The sequence below is a fragment of the Streptomyces sp. CA-142005 genome, from assembly GCF_050942335.1.
Lineage (GTDB): Bacteria > Actinomycetota > Actinomycetes > Streptomycetales > Streptomycetaceae > Streptomyces.
On record NZ_CP192078.1, the window covers coordinates 3,359,098 to 3,374,914 of the forward strand.

The window sequence follows — 15,817 nt, forward strand, 5'->3', positions numbered from 1 at the left end:
GGACCCCGCGCAGCGCTCAGTGCCGCAACGGCCAGGCGGCGCCCTGATGACCGGAGTCGGCGTACCGCGCACACGCGTCGGTGAGCGCCTCCAGCAGGCTCAGGGGATCGGGCAGCGCGTGCTCCGGCCCCCGCACCCACCGCACCCGCTGGTCGTCACCGGGCAGCCGGGCGGGCGGCACCAGCACGTACGACCCCCGGCAGTGCCAGCGCATCCCCGGGTGCTCGTCCATGGTCTCGGGGTGGCAGTCCAGCTCGCACGGCCACCACTCGTCCTCGTCCTCGGGGGTGCCGCGGGTGAGGGTGAAGAAGAGCATGCGGCCGTCGTCGCTCTCGGCGACGGGTCCGACCTCGACACCGGAGCCGAGCAGCCGCTCAAGGGCCTCCCGGCCGGCTTCCAGGGGGACGTCGAGCACGTCGTGCACCATGCCGGTCGCGGTGATGAAGTTGGCCTGCGGCTGGTGCCGGGCCCAGCGTTCGATCTGCGCGCGGTCGGTCGTGGACTGCGTCTGCCAGGCGAACGACACCGGGTGCCGGGCCGGGGTGGGACAGCCGACGCGGTCGCAGGAGCAGCGGTAGCCGGGGGCGGGGTGCGCGGCGGGGGCGAGCGGCAGGCCCGCCGCGGCGGCGGCCAGCAGCACGGTCTCACGGCCCCCGTCGTCGGCGGCCTCCTTCGGGCGGCGTCCGAGCAGCCACTGGGAGAGTTTGCCCTGCCGGCCGGACCGGCCGCCGAACGTCGCGCTCATCTATCCCCTCGCCTCGCTGGTGTGCGGACAGTGTGCCCTATCGTCCCATCTTCGTGCGCTTCGGGGTGGCTGCCGAGGGCGGGAAGCCGACCGGGACGGGGGGCGGGTGGGCCGATCAACGCGGTGCGATTCCGTGCAGTGCGTAGCCGACCAGGGTGTCCGTGTAGTCGTACGAGATCGGCCCGGTCCGCTGCAGCCACCTCTGTGCGAGGGGTGAAACGAACAGTTCCAGCGCGATACGGGGATCGACGTCACCCCGTACCGCCCCGCTGTCCTGCGCGGCGCGCAGGCGGTCGGCGTACAGCTGGAGCTGTGGTTGCAGCAGCCTCTCGACGAACTCCCGCCCGACCTGCTCGTTGAGCAGCCCCTCCGCGGCCAGCGCCCGCGCCGGCACCTCGAAGCGCGGGTCGAGGAGCTCGTCCACCGTGGCCCGCAGCACCGCCTTGAGGTCGGCGGCGAGATCCCCGGTGTCCGGGATGGCGTACGGCTCCTGCCCCGCCGCCCGGGCCGTCCGCTCGCCGAGGTCGAGGAACGCCTCCAGCAGGACGTCCGCCTTGGAGGACCACCAGCGGTAGATCGTCTGCTTGCCGACGCCGGCGCGTGCGGCGATCCCCTCGACGGTGGTCCTCGGGTAGCCGACCTCGCCGACGAGGGCGAGGGCGGCGGCGTAGATCGCTCTGCGGGACTTGTCGCTGCGGCGGGTGGCGTCGGGGGCGGGCTGCTTGACCATGGCCCGACGCTAACAAGCCGCGCCGGCTACGCGGACGGCTCCTCGGGGGAACCCTTCGGCGGCCACGGGTCTCCCCACTCGGCGTCCCGGGCCGCCTTGTACAGGGGGCCGTGGCGTTTGGTGACCGTCGTACGGGCCAGCCGTTCGCCGGTCTCGCACAGGTCCAGGAGCACCTGGCCCTTGCGGATCTGCGGGCGCCGGATCACCCGGGAGGGGGCCGGCGCGGCGGGCAGGCGGGTGGCGGCGACGTAGGAGAACTTCTCGTCCTCGTACGGCAGGGTGCCGCCCTTGACCCGGCGGTGCAGCGAGGAGCGGCTGACCCGGGCGGAGAAGTGGCACCAGTCCGTGCCGGGCTCTATGGGGCAGGCGGCGCTGTGCGGGCAGGGGGCGACGACGTGCAGCCCGGCGCGGATCAGGCGGTCGCGGGCCTCGATGACGCGGGCGTAGCCGGCCGGGGTGCCGGCCTCCACGATCACCACGGCCTGCGCGGCGGCCGCGGCGGCGTCGACGAGGGCGGCGCGGTCGGCCTCGGAGAGCTCGTTGAGGACGTACGACACCGTGACGAGGTCGGTGTCGTCCAGGCTGAGGTCGGCGCCGATCCGGGCGCGCTGCCAGCGGGCGCCCCGCAGGTCCGGGTTGGCGGCGGCGATCTCCCGGCCGAGGGCGAGCGCGGGCTCGGCCCAGTCCAGCACGGTGACGCCGCGCTCGCCGGGCCAGGTCGCGGTGACGGCCCAGGTGGCGGCGCCGGTGCCGCCGCCGACGTCGACATGGCTGCCCGGCGTCCAGTCGGGGACGGTCGCCGCGAACGCCTCCAGCGCCGAGTGGACCGCTTCGAAGGTGGCGGGCATGCGGTAGGCGGCGTACGCGGCGACGTCGGCGCGGTCGCGGAGGATCGGGGCGTGCGTCGGGGTGTCGCCCCGGTAGCTGGCGATGAGCCTGTCGACGGCGCCGGCGGCCTGGGTGGGCGGGAGTCCGTCGAGCAGGTCGGCGAGGCTTCGGCGGAGGGCTTCGGCCGGTGGTACGGGGGCGTTCACCCGGAGATTCTATGGCGCCCGGTGTCCGGGCCGGCCCTGCCGGGTCCGGACACCGGGCGGGAGCCGCGGGTCAGACCACCGCCCTCGCCAGGCGGGTCGCCAGTCTCGCCCTCGGCCCGCTGTCCGCCGGTCTGCGCCGCGGATGCACCGTGTTGGCCAGCAGGATCAGGAACGTGTCGGTCCTCGGGTCGAGGACGAGCGACGTGCCCGTGAAGCCCGTGTGGCCCGCCGCCCCGTGGCCCGCGAGTTCGCCCATGAACCACGGCTGGTCGACGGCGAAGCCCAGCCCCGGCGGGGTGAGCAGGAGCTCGACGAAGTCGGGGCCGAGGATGCGGCCCGGGCCGTAGGAGCCGCCGACGAGCAGGGCGCGGCAGAAGACGGCCAGGTCGCGGGCGGTGGAGAAGAGCCCGGCGTGCCCGGCCACGCCGCCCAGCGCCCAGGCGTTCTCGTCGTGGACCACGCCCCGCAGCATCCCCCGGTGCGCCTTGGCCCAGGGCCGGCGCTGGTCCTCGGTGGCGGCCGCGCCGGGGCAGGGCCCGAAGCGGGTGGCCGTCATGCCGAGCGGCCGGGTGATGCCGTCCCGCACGAGGACGTCGAGGGTCCGGCCGGTGATGCGCTCCAGCACGGACTGGAGCAGCAGCATGTTCAGGTCGGAGTAGAGGTACCGGCCGGGCTCGCCGGTGGGGGCCTCGGCGCGCAGCAGGGCCAGGCGGGAGGCGTCGTCGGGGCAGTCGTACAGCGGCAGCTCGGGGCGCAGCCCGGAGGTGTGGGTGAGCAGCTGCCGGACGGTGATGCCGTGCGCGGCGGCGGCGTGGAAGTCGGGCAGGTAGTCGCCGACCCGGGCGTCCATGCCGAGGGTGCCGCGCTCGATCTGCTGAACCGCGGCGACCGAGGTGAACAGCTTGGTGAGGGAGGCCAGGTCGAAGGGCGTGTCGAGGGTGGCCGGGACCCGGGCGGCGGGCGGCAGTTCGACACCGTTGTCGGTCTCGCGGTCGTAGCCGGAGTAGCGGACGGCCCAGCCCGCGGCCTCGGCCACGGCGATCACGGGCCCGCGGCCGGCCAGCACGACGGCGCCGGCCGCCCAGGGGCGGTCTCCGGCGGTGAGGGCGTGCACCTCGCCGACCAGGTGCCCGAGTTCCACGGGGTCCAGCCCGGCCCGTTCCGGTGTGTCGGCGCGCAGTCTCGGTGCGCTCAGTTCTCGTCTCCCTCCGACCCCGCACGTGTGTTCCCACGTGTGCTCCAGGGACGGCACATTCCCATGAAGCAGGCCGCCGCGACCAGTGCTCCCACCAGTTGGACCACCGCCATGGGCACGGCGGTGTGCTCCCCGGCGACGCCGACGAGCGGTGAGGCGACCGCGCCGACGAGGAAGGAGGAGGTGCCGAGCAGGGCGGAGGCGGAGCCGACGGCGTGCCGGGTGCGCAGCAGGGCGAGGGTCTGGGCGTTGGGGAGGGTGATGCCCATGGCGGACATCAGGACGAAGAGCGCGGCGGCGATCGGCGGCAGACCGACCTCGCCGAGGGCGCCGGTGGACATCAGCAGCAGGGCGGTCGCGGCGAGCACGATCACCGCGAGGCCGCAGGCCAGCACCTTCTCCAGGGCGACCCGGCCGACCAGCAGCTTGCCGTTGGCCTGCCCGGCGGCCACGAGGCCGACCGAGTTGAGACCGAACAGCAGGCTGAAGGTCTGCGGGGAGGCGCCGTAGATCTCCTGGATGACGAACGGGGAGGCGGATATGTACGCGAACAGCGCGGCGAAGGCGAAGCCGCCGGCCAGCATGTAGCCGGAGAAGGGCAGGTCGGCGAGCAGGCCGCGCATCGCGCGCAGGGCCGCCTGGACTCCCCCGTCATGCCGTTCCGCCGGCGGCAGCGTCTCCGGCAGCCGCAGCAAGACGAGGGCGGCCAGCAGCACGCCGACGACCGTCAGGACGACGAAGACGCCCCGCCAGTCCGTCACCCGCAGGATCTGCCCGCCGATCAGGGGCGCGACGATCGGCGCGACCCCGGAGACCAGCATCAGGGTGGAGAAGAAGCGGGCCATGGCCACGCCGTCGTACAGGTCGCGTACGACGGCCCGGGCGATGACGATGCCGGCGGCGCCCGCGAGGCCCTGGGCCAGCCGGAAGGCGACCAGCGTCTCGACGTTCGGCGCGAGCGCGCACAGGGCGGTGGCGAGGAGGTAGACGGCGAGGCCGGCGAGCAGGGGACGGCGGCGGCCCCAGCGGTCGCTCATCGGGCCGACGACCAGCTGCCCGAGGGCCATGCCCAGCAGGCAGGCGGTGAGGGTGAGCTGGACGGTGGCGGCGGGCGCGTGCAGGGAGCGGGTGACCTCCGGCAGGGACGGGAGGTACATGTCCATCGCGAGCGGGGGTGTCGCGGTGAGGCCGCCGAGCACGAGCGTCACGAGCAGGCCGGTGCGGCGGCCGGCGGCGGATGTCCGGGCCGAAGTGGACGAGTGGTGGGTGTCCGGTGTCGGTGCCGCCGCGTGCTCGGGCATCTGTCCCCTCCCCTTGGTGAAACGGCCGCCTGCTGGGAATCCCCTGGGCATCGGCCGCCTGCCGAGAACGACCGGCACCTATGCTCTCAGCTCGTACACACTGCCAGGGCACACATGACCGAGGGGCGGGGCGATGGAGGAGCGGAAGGTGCGCTGGGGGATCCTGGCGACGGGCGGGATCGCGGCGGCGTTCGCGGCGGACCTGGTGGATCTCCCGGACGCGGAGATCGCCGCGGTGGCCTCGCGGCGCCGGGAGTCGGCGCAGGCGTTCGCGGAGCGGTTCGGGGCGGAGCGGGCGTACGGCGACTGGGAGTCGCTCGCGGCGGACCCCGACATCGATGTCGTGTACGTCGCCACTCCGCACTCGGCGCACCGCGCGGCGGCCGGGCTGTGCCTGGAGGCGGGGCGGAACGTGCTGTGCGAGAAGCCGTTCACGCTGAACCTGCGCGAGACGGAGGAACTCGTCGCGCTGGCGCGGGAGCACGACCGCTTCCTGATGGAGGCGATGTGGATGTACTGCAACCCGCTCGTACGGCGGCTGAAGGCGCTGGTGGACGACGGGGCGATCGGCGACGTGCGCACCGTGCAGGCCGACTTCGGGCTCGCCGGACCCTTTCCGCCGGCGCACCGGCTGCGGGATCCGGCGCTGGGCGGCGGGGCCCTGCTGGACCTCGGCGTCTACCCGGTGTCGTTCGCTCAGCTGCTGCTGGGTGAGCCGGACGCGGTCGCGGGGAGCGCGCTGCTGTCGCCGGAGGGCGTAGACCTCCAGACGGGCGCGGTGCTGTCCTGGGAGAGCGGGGCGATGGCAGCGCTGCACTGCTCGATCGTCGGCGGTACGGGCGGCACGGCCTCGGTGACCGGTTCGCGGGGCCGGATCGACGTGCCGTCCGGCTTCTTCCACCCGGAGCGGTTCGTGCTGCACCGCGACGGCAGCGAGCCGGAGGAGTTCGCCGCCGACCCGGCCGACGGGCCGCGCACCACCTTGCGCCACGAGGCGGCCGAGGTCATGCGGGCGCTGCGCGCGGGCGAGAAGGAATCGCCGCTGGTGCCGCTGGAGGGTTCGCTGGCGGTGATGCGGACGCTGGACGCGGTGCGGGAGCGGATCGGGGTGCGGTACCCGGGAGACGCGGTCGCGGTGACGGTGTGAGCCGGTATCCCGGGCGGCGGTGACCGTCACCCTCGGATAACCGTATGGCGGACATGGCATTCCGCATGGCGGACTCGCCGCCTACGCTGCGGTGCCATGACTGACAGGCATTCGAAGATCGCGGTGGTGACTGGCGCCGGCTCCGGCATCGGGCGGGCCGTCGCCGTGGAACTGCTGCGCGCCGGCTGGTCGGTGGCGCTGGCCGGCCGGCACACCGAGACGCTGGCGGAGACGGCGGCGCTGGTGCCGGAGGGCGCCTCCGTCGCCGTACGCACCGACGTGTCCCGGCCCGAGGACGTGGACGCGCTGTTCGCGGCGACGGTGGACCGGTTCGGGCGGGTGGACCTGCTGTTCAACAACGCGGGGACCTTCGGGCCGGGCGGGGTGCCGGTCGAGGAACTGCCGTACGACGCCTGGCGGCACGTGGTGGACACCAACCTCAACGGCGCGTTCCTGTGCGCCCAGGCCGCGTACCGGCGGATGAAGGAGCAGGATCCGCAGGGCGGCCGGATCATCAACAACGGGTCCATTTCCGCCCACACGCCCCGTCCGCTCTCGGTCGCCTACACCGCGACCAAGCACGCGCTGACCGGCCTGACCAAGTCGCTGTCCCTGGACGGGCGGCCGTACCGCATCGCCGTCGGGCAGATCGACATCGGCAACGCGGCGACCGACATGACGGCCCGCATGCAGACCGGCGCGCTGCAGGCGAACGGCGAGATGGCCCCGGAGCCGGTGATGGACGTGGCCGACGTGGCGCGGACCGTGCGGCACATGGCCGAGCTGCCGCTGGAGGCGAACGTGCAGTTCGCGACGGTGCTGGCGACGGCGATGCCGTACATCGGGCGGGGTTGACCCCTATACCACAATCGGAATTCGAACATCCGCGGTGTTGCGGCCCGTCGGACCCATGTGCTCAACTTTCCTTCACGAGAGCTTCACAGTTGGAGCAAATGGATTCCGCGGCCAACACCGAGGGGGGAGGCGACGGCCGTTCCACCGGGCCGGAGTTGGGGGTGGACCTCGCGACGGGACGCGAGGTGCACGCCGGTCGGTGGAACGGCCGCCGCACTGTTCAGCGGCGGTGCCGGCCGCCGGGCTCCGTGTTCCCCGCGGCCCCATCGGACCCCTGGTCCCTCTCGGCCCTCTCGGCCCCCGAGGATGTCTCAGCCCCCTCGGCCGTCGTGGCCGCCGCGACCGCCCTGCGCCGCCGCCTGACCACCAGCGCCCCCGCCGCCGCCAGCAGCAGCGCCGTACCCGCCGCGCCTTCCACCAGCCGGCCGATGGACGGTCCGCCGGAGCCCGGCTCCGACGCGCCGACCGCCGCCGGCGCCGCCTTCCCGTCCGCCGGTGACGGACTCGCCTTCGCCCCGCCCTCGCTGAGCGGATCGACCAGCGTGCCCACGGCCCGCGCCGAACGCCCGCGCCCGAAGCCCCAGTCGAGGAGCGCGGCGGTCTGCTCGTAGACGGCGTTGCTGCCGGTGGCCGGGTGCATCACGGTGACGAGCAGGGTGCGTCCGCCCCGGGTGGCCGCACCGGTGAAGGTGTTGCCGGCGTGGCTGGTGTAGCCGTTCTTGACGCCTATCAGGCCGTCGTACGTCTTCAGTCCCCACGCCCCGGTCAGCAGGCGGTCGGTGTTCTGGATCTGGAAGGTCTTCTTGCCGCCCGCCGGGAAGTCGGCGGTCCGCGTGCCGCAGTAGCCGCGGAAGTCGGCGTCCTTCAGGCCGTGGCGGGCGAACAGCGTGAGGTCGTACGCCGAGGAGATCTGGCCCGGGTGGTCGAAGCCGTCGGGGCTGACCACATGGGTGTCCAGGGCCTGCAGGTCCTCCGCCTTGGCCTGCATCTCGGCGACGGTCCTGGCGATGCCGCCGTTCATGTGGGCGAGCACGTGCACGGCGTCGTTGCCGGAGCGCAGGAACACGCCCTGCCACAGCTGCTCGACGGTGTAGGTGATGCCGGGCTTGATGCCGACCAGGCTGGAGCCGAACGGGACGTCGGCGACATCGGAGTCCTTGACGGTGTACCGCTGGGTGCGGTCGAACTTCTTCAGGACGGTGTCCGCGAACAGCATCTTCAGCGTGGACGCGGGCGCGAGCCGCCGGTGCGCGTTGAACGAGGCGAGCACCTCGCCGCTCGCGCAGTCGGCGATCAGCCAGGAGCGGGCGGTGAGCTTCTCGGGCAGTCCGGAGGCACCGCGCACCTGGACGCCGGTACGGGCCAGTTGCTCGCCGCCTATCACGGTCGCGGCGGAGGCCTGAGTGGTCGCGGACAGGGGAAGGGCGGCGGCCGTCAGTCCGAGGACGGCACGCCGGCTGAGCCGGGAACATTCGCGCACCCGGGGACGGTACACCGCGCCCAGCAGCGGATTCCGCACCGCGGGCCCTCCAGCGCCGTGGAATGTGCCACGTTATGAAAATCCGATGAGTTGGCCGGTTTTCTCAGGCCTTACACATCCTTCACCAAGGGCCGCTCAAAGGTTCCTCCCTAGCTTGTGGCCGCGCCCACAGCGGGCGCCAAGAACCTTCGAGGAACGGGATGTTTGGCATCTATCTCAAGCGCGAGCTGAGCCGCCGCAAGAAGGCCGCTCTGGTCATCGCGATGGGTCTGGCGCTCGGTATCGCGCTGGTCATCACCGTCAACTCGGTGTCGGCCGGCATGACGCAGGCGCAGGACAAGGTCCTGAAATCGCTCTACGGCCTCGGCACCGACATGACCGTCACCAAGGCCCGGTCGGCGCCGAAGGCGGGCAGCTCACAGGGTCCCAGGTTCCAGTTCGACGCGAAGTCGGATAGCAAGACCAGCCAGAGCTCGGACCGGGTGATGACGCAGGGCGGTCAGGCCCTGAAGTCCTCGCTGGTCCAACGGGTCGCCGCGCAGAAGGGCGTGGCCTCGGCGGTCGGCGCCCTGTCCCTGAACGTCACCAAGGTCGACGGCTCCTTCACCCAGGGCAAGGCCCAGTCGTCCGGCGGCGGGCAGCAGGGCGGCCCCGGAGGAAGCGGCGGCGGCCAGCCGCAGGTGCAGGGCGGTGGCGCCAACTTCGACGTCAACAGCTACTCGGTCGCCGGAGTCGACGTCACCGACCAGGCCCTCGGCCCGCTGGCCACGATGAAGATCACCTCCGGGAAGACCTTCACCTCGGCGCAGACCGACGCGAAGGTCGCGGTGGTGAGCACGTCGTACGCCAAGGAGAAGAAGTACAAGGCCGGCTCGACCTTCAAGATCTCCGGCACCGAGTACACCGTCATCGGCATCGCCACCCCGGACAGCAGCGAGTCCACCACCGACGTCTACCTGCCGCTGAAGCAGGCCCAGTCGCTCGGTGACGCCAAGAACAAGGTCACCACGATCTACGTCAAGGCGACCGACTCGAAGCAGATCGCGACCGTGAAGAAGACCATCCAGAGCAACATCTCCGGTACGACGGTCACCACCTCCTCCGACCTTGCCTCCACGGTCTCCGGCTCGCTGTCCACCGCCTCCAACCTCGCGACCAGCGTCGGCAAGTGGCTGTCCATCGCCGTGCTCGCCGCCGCGTTCCTGGTGGCCGCGCTGCTCACCTCCTCGGCCGTCTCCCGGCGCGTGCGCGAGTTCGGCACGCTGAAGGCGCTCGGCTGGCCGAGCCGCAGGGTGACCCGGCAGGTGGTCGGCGAGTCCGTCGTCAACGGCCTGATCGGCGGCGGCCTCGGCATCGCCCTGGGCCTCGCGGCGGCCTACGCCGTCACCGCGATCAGCCCGAAGCTCACCGCGCAGCTCGGCAGCACGGGCGGCGGGATGGGCGGCGGGCCCGGCGGTGGCGGTCCCGGGCAGCAGACGGCGAAGAACACCGTGGAGATCGCGCTCTCCGCGCCGGTGTCCGTGACGACCATCGCGCTCGCCGTCGGCCTCGCGGTCGCCGGCGGTCTGATCGCCGGTGCGATGGGCGGCTGGCGCGCGTCCCGGATGCGCCCGGCGGACGCCCTGCGCAGCGTCTCGTAACGCGCGCCGGAACACCCCTCGAACCGGGGTGCCGCTTCCCGCATTCCCCCCGGGGAGGCGGCACCCCACCCCCTACCTTGCGGACCTTGTGGAGAACCCATGTACAGACTCACCGGCGTCACCAAGCGCTACACGCGCGGCAGGCAGACGGTGGAGGCGCTGCGCGGCATCGACCTCACCATCGCCGACGGCGACCAGCTGGTCATCCAGGGCCCGACGGGCGGCGGCAAGTCCACCCTGCTGCAGATGATCGGCGGCCTGGACCGCCCGTCCTCCGGCAGCGTGGAACTGGACGGCGTCGACCTGGCGACCATCGGCGAGGCCCGGCTGCGCGCCGAGAAGATCGGCATCATCTTCCAGGCGTTCAACCTGATCCCGACGCTCACCGCGCAGGAGAACGTCGAGACCGCCCTGGTCCCGCTCGGTGTGAAGCCCGCCGAGCGCCGGGAACGGGCGGCGCAGGCCCTGCGCTCGGTCGGCATCGGCGAACGACTGGCCCACGTCCCCTCGGAGATGTCCGGCGGCCAGCAGCTGGAGGTGCCCCCAGGCCCTTAAGGCACTGGGGGAGCGTCGCGATCGCCCGCGCGCTGGTGAAGAACCCCAAGGTGCTGCTCGCCGACGAACCCACCGGCAACCTCGACGAGGGCACCCGTGACGACATCATGGCCCTGCTGGAGGGCCTGTGGCGGGAACACGGCCTGACCTTCGTCCTGGTCACCCACGACTCCTCCATCGCCCGCCGCGCCCCGCGCCTGGCCACGATCGCGGCCGGGCGGATCACGCTGACCGAGCAGGGCGGACGACACGGGGAACCCACGACGCACGGGGCGCCCGAGCGGCCCTACACGCAGGAGGGGTACGCCCAGCAGCCGTACGTGCCACAGCCCTACGGGGGTCACGGCTCCTGACCCGCTCCGGCGGGCGGGCGGCCCCTTCTCCATCGCGCCCGCGTTCTGCTCGGCCTGCGCGACCGAGCAGGCCGGCCATGCCGGGCAGATCACGCTGACCGAGCAGGGCGGACGACACGGGGAACCCACGACGCACGGGGCGCCCGAGCGGCCCTACACGCAGGAGGGATACGCCCAGCAGCCGTACGCGCCACGCCCTACAGGGGTCACGGCTCCTGAACCGCTCCGGCGGGCGGGCCGCTCACCTGCCGAGGATCTGGTCGATCTCGGCCAGCTGCCCGGCGGTGAGCGGCCCCTTCTCCATCGCGCCCGCGTTCTGCTCGGCCTGCGCGACCGAGCGGAAGCCCGGGATCGGCACGGTGCGCGGGCTGCGGGCCCACAGCCAGGCGAGGGCGCCCTGGGCCAGGGTGCGGCCGCCGCTGGTGAGGACGTCGCGCAGGGCGTCGATCCGGCTCAGCCAGTCCGCGTCGGCCCCGGACCCGTCACCGTCGTACCCCTGCAGCCAGGCCGGCGGCCGGCTCCGGATGTCCCCGGCCTCCATCGGCCCGCTCCGCCTCCCGGCGAGCAACCCCATGGCCAGCGGACTGCGGTTGATGCTCGCGAGCTCCATCCGCTCGCACAGTTCAAGGAGTTGCGGCGCGTCCTGGAGGACGTTGAGGGCATGCTGTACGGCCGTACAGTGCGGCCCCTCGGCGAAGACGGCGGCGCGGTCGGGGTCGTCGGTGCTCCAGGCGTAGGCGCGGATGAGCCCCTCCTCGACCAACTCCTCACACAAGTCGCGGAGTTCTGCGCCCCGCGCCGGATCGGCGTCGGACAGATGGAACTGGTACAGATCGATGTGGTCGGTGCCGAGGCGGCGCAGGGAGGCGGTGAGGGCGCGGCGGGCGTGCTCCGGGGTGTCGTCGGTGCCGGTGAGGGTGCGGGTGTCCGGGTCGAAGACGTTGCCCCACTTGGTGGCGAGCACGACGTCGTCGCGCCGCTTGCCGAGGGCGCGGCCGAGGACGGTCTCGCTGTGGCCGGTGCCGTAGACGTCGGCGGTATCGAAGAAGGTGACACCGAGATCGAGCGCACGGTGGACCGCCCGCACGGACTCCTCGTCGTCCACCTTTCCCCACCCGAGCGGCTGTCCGTCGGCGGACTGCCACTCCCCGCCGATGGCCCAGCAGCCGAAGCCGAGTGCGCTGACTTCGATCCCACTGCGTCCCAGAGTTCGCTTCTTCGTCATGCCCAGGGACGGTAGGAGTTGGAGCGCACCCGAAGGCAACCCCCCGGGAGCCTTTATGCCTGCCCGGTCTCGAAGCGTGAGATCCGCCCGTCGTCCTCCACGGTGAAGGTCCACTTGGTGCGCATCTCGCCCCAGGTGTCGTTGCGGTAGCGGGCGAGGAGGGTGCGTCCGCCGCCGGACTCGTTGTCGACCTCCATGTGGCCGTTGGAGGAGAAGATCTCCCGGTCGACCCACTCGGCGAGGTCACGGTCGGAGCCGTCGTCGGACATGGTGGCGCCGGGGGCGAGCAGCGCCATGAAGCCCTCCCGGTCATGGGAGTTGACGGCGTTCACGAAGGCCCGGACGGCCGCATCGCTGAGCTTGGCTGGCTGAATCGTCATGGCGTCAGAGTCACACCGCCGCCCCGTCCCCGCCACCCGAACGCCCTCCACAGCGGGCCGACGGGTGTCGGACCTGCGACGGTGGGAACACGGGCCTCTCCGCCTCTCCGTCCTCTCCGCCTGGGAGTCACCGTGAGCTGTTTCGACCGACGTGATCTGGGTCTGCTGTTGCTCCGGCTGGGGACCGGCGGGGTACTGGCCGCGCACGGCGCGCAGAAGCTGTTCGGCTGGTTCGGCGGGCACGGTCTGGAGGGCACCGGCCAGTTCATGGAGTCCGTCGGCTACACGCCCGGCAAGGCGAGCGCCACGGCGGCGGGCCTCGCGGAAACCGGCGGCGGCACCCTCCTCGCCCTGGGTCTCGCGACGCCGGCGGCGGGCGCGGCGGCGGCCGGAGCGATGGCCGGTGCTGCGGCGGTCCACCTGCCCAGCGGCTTCTTCGCCCAGGAGGGCGGCTACGAGTACGCGGCAAGCCTGTGCCTCGCCGCGACGGGTCTCGCGGTGACGGGCCCCGGCCGCATCTCCCTCGACCACGCCCTGGGCCATGTCTTCGACCGCGGCTGGATGGTGCCGGTGGCCCTGGGCGTCACGGCGGCGGCGACGGCGGTGGTGATCGGGGCACGCAACCAGCGGGTGCGGGCGAAGAAGGAGGGGGAGCAGGAGGTGCTGTTCGAGGAGTAGCCGGTACGGCGCAGTGCCCAGGGCGTGGGAAGCTGCCCGGCATGACCGATCAGGACACCGCCCGCACCACCGCCGCCCTCTGGCCGGCCGTCGACGAACTCTGGTCCCGCCTGGAGGCCGCCCGTGAGCACGCGGGCCGGGAAGGCGTGCTCCTGCGCATCCTGAAACTCTCGGAGGAGGTCGGCGAGGTGGCCGAGGCGATCATCGGGGCGACCGGCCAGAACCCCCGCAAGGGCGTCACCCACACGTGGGAGGACGTCCAGGCGGAACTGTGCGATGTGGTGATCACGGCCCTGGTGGCCCTCCGGACGCTGACCCCTCAGGCGCGGGAGGTGTTCGAGGGGCATCTGGCACGCGTGACGGCACGTCCCCTTCGGCCCGGCGACTCGGCGTAGATCCCCGTCCCCGCACCGCCGCGCCGCACGCCCGCATGGCGTAGGGGCGCCAGGTGTCATGCCCGCAGGAAGGCGAGGACCGCCAGTACCCTGCGGTGGGTCTCGTCCGTCTGGGGCAGGTCCAGCTTGGTGAGGATGCTGCTGATGTGTTTGCCGACGGCCGCCTCGGACACCACCAGTTCGCGGGCGATCGCCCCGTTCGACTTGCCCTCCGCGATCAGGGCCAGGACCTGTCGCTCGCGCGGGGTGAGCCGCTCGAGCGGATCGCGGCGGCGGCGCAGCAGCTGGCGCACGACCTCGGGGTCGACGACGGTGCCGCCTTCCGCGACCTCCCACAGGGCGTCGATGAACTCCTCGACCTGCCCCACCCGGTCCTTCAGCAAGTAGCCGACGCTCGTTCCGTCGCCGGAGTCCAGCAGTTCGGAGGCGTAGGTCCGCTGCACGTACTGGCTGAGGACCAGAACGGGCAGAGTCGGTCGTTTGTCACGCAGCTGCACCGCCGCGTGCAGGCCCTCGTCCTGGAAGCCCGGGGGCATCCGTACGTCCGTCACCACGATGTCGGGAGCGTGCTCCTCGACGGCGGCGATCAGCGCGACGGCGTCCCCCACGGCCGCGACCACCTCGTGGCCACAGCGGCTGAGCAGGCTGATCAGGCCTTCCCGCAGCAGCACGCTGTCCTCGGCCAGTACTACGCGCAGCGATCGGTCCGTTCGCAAGGAAACTCCACACGCAACAGGGTCGGTCCGCCCGGCGGGCTGGACAGGGAAAGTCTGCCATCCAGCACCGACACCCGGTCCGCCAGTCCGGTCAGCCCGGTGCCGGCCCCGGCCTCCGCGCCGCCCCGGCCGTCGTCGCACACCTGCAGGAAGAGGCGGCCGTCACGGTGGCTCCCCGTCACCTCCGCGCGGCTCGCCCCGCTGTGCTTGGCGATGTTGGCGAGGGCCTCGCAGACCACGAAGTACGCGGCGGACTCCACCGCCCGGGGCAGCCGTCCGTCCAGTTCCAGGTCGACGTCCACGGGTACGACGGAGCGGTCCGCGGCGTCGGCGACCGCCGCTTCGAGGCCGTAGTCGGTGAGCACCTTGGGGTGGATGCCGTGAATGAGTTCGCGCAGCTCCGCGAGTGCCTTGCCCGCCTCCTCATGGGCTTTGGCGAGCTGGTCGGCGAGCGGCCCGGGCGGGACGTCCAGGCGGGCGAGACCGAGCGTCATGGTCAGCGCCACCAGCCGCTGCTGCGCACCGTCGTGCAGATCGCGCTCGATGCGCTGCCGCTCCGCCTCGAAGGCGTCCACCAACCGCACCCGCGAGCGCGTGAGTTCCACGACCTTGGCCCCCAGGTCACCCTCGCGCGGCGCGATCAGCAGACGCGTCAGTTCGGCCCGGGCACCGGCCGCCACCCCCAGGACGTAGGCACCGAGCACTACGGCGAACAGACCGAGTACGGCGATGCCGAAGGCCGTCGGCCAGTCCGTGACCGTCCACGCCTTGAGCACTTTCGTTTCCCGGCCGCCGCCGACCGTGGCCATCAGCAGCGGGGTCGCGACCATGGCCAGGGGGTAGAGCAGGCCGACCGTGATCGCAAGGGCGTCGACGGGCCACAACAGCCCGGCGAAGAGCAGGGCGTAGCCGAGCTCCCGCCAGGTCGCCTGTTCCCTCAGGCGTGTGGTGAGCCAGGGCCACAGCCCCCCGGCGGTGGGCTCCCGGTGCCAGTCGGGTGCCGGGTCGCGGTCGATCAGACGGAGCCTGTGCCGCTCGGCCCAGGCCACCGGGATTCCGGCGAGGGCCACGACGACCAGCAGCGGAAGTCCCACCAGCACGATCGCCAGAGCGCCGCCCACGGCCACCGCGCCCAGGATCCCCACGAGGGCGACGACACCGGCCAGGGCCCCCGTGAGCAGATAGCCGACCGCCCGCCACGGCCATGGCGAGAGCAGGAATCCCGGCCTGGACATGGCCTGCCACACGTTTCGAGGGTGCATGGCCGTCACCGTAGAGGGCCCCGCCCCGGCGGTGCCATCGGTTCAAGGGGCGGACCGGGGGTAGGGCCAGCCCTACCTTCCGGGGTGGGGTGACGGGTCACGGGGCATTCCTCGCAGCCTCTTGCC

At 72.7% G+C, this 15,817-nt stretch carries 15 protein-coding genes and 1 pseudogene; 6 read left to right on the forward strand and 10 right to left on the reverse strand.

The features are described from left to right. Positions 1-16 precede the first annotated feature (16 nt). The 5 genes from ACQPXS_RS15930 to ACQPXS_RS15950 form a co-directional block, all read right to left on the reverse strand. Positions 17-745 (reverse strand): bifunctional DNA primase/polymerase, encoded by a 729-nt coding sequence (locus tag ACQPXS_RS15930; protein WP_365325280.1) that lies wholly within the window; start codon positions 743-745, stop codon positions 17-19. A gap of 115 nt (positions 746-860) precedes the next feature. Then, on the reverse strand, positions 861-1,475 hold the full coding sequence (locus ACQPXS_RS15935; protein WP_433449906.1) for a TetR/AcrR family transcriptional regulator: 615 nt from the start codon (positions 1,473-1,475) through the stop codon (positions 861-863). Between the two features lie 26 nt (positions 1,476-1,501). After that, a complete protein-coding gene (locus ACQPXS_RS15940; RefSeq protein WP_433449908.1) occupies positions 1,502-2,509 on the reverse strand; it encodes a small ribosomal subunit Rsm22 family protein in 1,008 nt (335 codons plus the stop codon). Between the two features lie 70 nt (positions 2,510-2,579). Then, positions 2,580-3,761, reverse strand: a complete 1,182-nt coding sequence (locus ACQPXS_RS15945; protein ID WP_433449909.1) for a serine hydrolase domain-containing protein — start codon at positions 3,759-3,761, stop codon at positions 2,580-2,582. Beyond that, positions 3,701-5,005: a multidrug effflux MFS transporter gene (locus tag ACQPXS_RS15950; RefSeq protein ID WP_433449911.1), complete on the reverse strand. Its 1,305-nt coding sequence runs from the start codon at positions 5,003-5,005 to the stop codon at positions 3,701-3,703. Before ACQPXS_RS15950 ends, ACQPXS_RS15945 begins: the two co-directional genes overlap by 61 nt. A 133-nt stretch (positions 5,006-5,138) precedes the next feature. Between ACQPXS_RS15950 and ACQPXS_RS15955 the strand changes: the two genes are divergently transcribed. Next, a complete protein-coding gene (locus tag ACQPXS_RS15955) occupies positions 5,139-6,152 on the forward strand; it encodes a Gfo/Idh/MocA family protein (RefSeq protein ID WP_433449914.1) in 1,014 nt (337 codons plus the stop codon). Positions 6,153-6,248: 96 nt separating this feature from the next. Further along, positions 6,249-7,007, forward strand: coding sequence for an SDR family oxidoreductase (locus ACQPXS_RS15960; protein WP_433449915.1), 759 nt, complete (start codon positions 6,249-6,251; stop codon positions 7,005-7,007). Positions 7,008-7,227: 220 nt separating this feature from the next. Here ACQPXS_RS15960 and ACQPXS_RS15965 read toward each other — a convergent pair whose 3' ends face one another. Continuing rightward, positions 7,228-8,487 carry a D-alanyl-D-alanine carboxypeptidase family protein gene (locus ACQPXS_RS15965; protein ID WP_433449917.1) on the reverse strand — a complete coding sequence of 420 codons (1,260 nt, stop codon included), beginning with the start codon at positions 8,485-8,487 and terminating at the stop codon, positions 7,228-7,230. Positions 8,488-8,687: 200 nt separating this feature from the next. On the opposite strand from ACQPXS_RS15965, the gene ACQPXS_RS15970 reads away from it, so the two are divergent. Together ACQPXS_RS15970 and ACQPXS_RS15975 are read left to right on the forward strand one after the other, a co-directional pair. Beyond that, positions 8,688-10,127 carry an ABC transporter permease gene (locus tag ACQPXS_RS15970; protein WP_433449919.1) on the forward strand — a complete coding sequence of 480 codons (1,440 nt, stop codon included), beginning with the start codon at positions 8,688-8,690 and terminating at the stop codon, positions 10,125-10,127. A 99-nt stretch (positions 10,128-10,226) separates the two neighbouring features. Beyond that, positions 10,227-11,035: pseudogene (locus ACQPXS_RS15975) on the forward strand (ABC transporter ATP-binding protein). Positions 11,036-11,276: 241 nt separating this feature from the next. On the opposite strand, the gene ACQPXS_RS15980 reads toward ACQPXS_RS15975, so the two are convergent. Both ACQPXS_RS15980 and ACQPXS_RS15985 read right to left on the reverse strand, forming a co-directional pair. Continuing rightward, positions 11,277-12,260, reverse strand: coding sequence for an aldo/keto reductase (locus ACQPXS_RS15980; RefSeq protein WP_433449922.1), 984 nt, complete (start codon positions 12,258-12,260; stop codon positions 11,277-11,279). A gap of 53 nt (positions 12,261-12,313) precedes the next feature. Further along, on the reverse strand, positions 12,314-12,640 hold the full coding sequence (locus ACQPXS_RS15985; RefSeq protein WP_433449923.1) for a nuclear transport factor 2 family protein: 327 nt from the start codon (positions 12,638-12,640) through the stop codon (positions 12,314-12,316). Between the two features lie 132 nt (positions 12,641-12,772). Here ACQPXS_RS15985 and ACQPXS_RS15990 point away from each other — a divergent pair, with 132 nt between their 5' ends. Both ACQPXS_RS15990 and ACQPXS_RS15995 read left to right on the forward strand, forming a co-directional pair. Further along, a complete protein-coding gene (locus ACQPXS_RS15990; RefSeq protein WP_351798292.1) occupies positions 12,773-13,318 on the forward strand; it encodes a DoxX family protein in 546 nt (181 codons plus the stop codon). Positions 13,319-13,359: 41 nt separating this feature from the next. Beyond that, positions 13,360-13,713, forward strand: a complete 354-nt coding sequence (locus ACQPXS_RS15995; protein ID WP_433449924.1) for a MazG-like family protein — start codon at positions 13,360-13,362, stop codon at positions 13,711-13,713. 56 nt (positions 13,714-13,769) lie between these two features. Here ACQPXS_RS15995 and ACQPXS_RS16000 read toward each other — a convergent pair whose 3' ends face one another. Continuing rightward, positions 13,770-14,429 carry a response regulator gene (locus ACQPXS_RS16000; RefSeq protein ID WP_433449926.1) on the reverse strand — a complete coding sequence of 220 codons (660 nt, stop codon included), beginning with the start codon at positions 14,427-14,429 and terminating at the stop codon, positions 13,770-13,772. Next, positions 14,402-15,664 carry a sensor histidine kinase gene (locus tag ACQPXS_RS16005; protein WP_433455832.1) on the reverse strand — a complete coding sequence of 421 codons (1,263 nt, stop codon included), beginning with the start codon at positions 15,662-15,664 and terminating at the stop codon, positions 14,402-14,404. Before ACQPXS_RS16005 ends, ACQPXS_RS16000 begins: the two co-directional genes overlap by 28 nt. Positions 15,665-15,817: the final 153 nt, after the last annotated feature.

Excerpts from the sequence above, each read along its gene's own strand:
- ACQPXS_RS15950 (WP_433449911.1), bottom strand. The coding sequence starts at position 5,005 with ATGCCCGAGCACGCGGCGGCACCGACACCGGACACCCACCACTCGTCC.
- ACQPXS_RS15985 (WP_433449923.1), bottom strand. The coding sequence starts at position 12,640 with ATGACGATTCAGCCAGCCAAGCTCAGCGATGCGGCCGTCCGGGCCTTC.
- ACQPXS_RS15980 (WP_433449922.1), bottom strand. The coding sequence starts at position 12,260 with ATGACGAAGAAGCGAACTCTGGGACGCAGTGGGATCGAAGTCAGCGCA.
- ACQPXS_RS15935 (WP_433449906.1), bottom strand. The coding sequence starts at position 1,475 with ATGGTCAAGCAGCCCGCCCCCGACGCCACCCGCCGCAGCGACAAGTCC.
- ACQPXS_RS15995 (WP_433449924.1), top strand. The coding sequence starts at position 13,360 with ATGACCGATCAGGACACCGCCCGCACCACCGCCGCCCTCTGGCCGGCC.
- ACQPXS_RS15970 (WP_433449919.1), top strand. The coding sequence starts at position 8,688 with ATGTTTGGCATCTATCTCAAGCGCGAGCTGAGCCGCCGCAAGAAGGCC.
- ACQPXS_RS16005 (WP_433455832.1), bottom strand. The coding sequence starts at position 15,664 with ATGTCCAGGCCGGGATTCCTGCTCTCGCCATGGCCGTGGCGGGCGGTC.
- ACQPXS_RS15960 (WP_433449915.1), top strand. The coding sequence starts at position 6,249 with ATGACTGACAGGCATTCGAAGATCGCGGTGGTGACTGGCGCCGGCTCC.
- ACQPXS_RS15955 (WP_433449914.1), top strand. The coding sequence starts at position 5,139 with ATGGAGGAGCGGAAGGTGCGCTGGGGGATCCTGGCGACGGGCGGGATC.
- ACQPXS_RS15930 (WP_365325280.1), bottom strand. The coding sequence starts at position 745 with ATGAGCGCGACGTTCGGCGGCCGGTCCGGCCGGCAGGGCAAACTCTCC.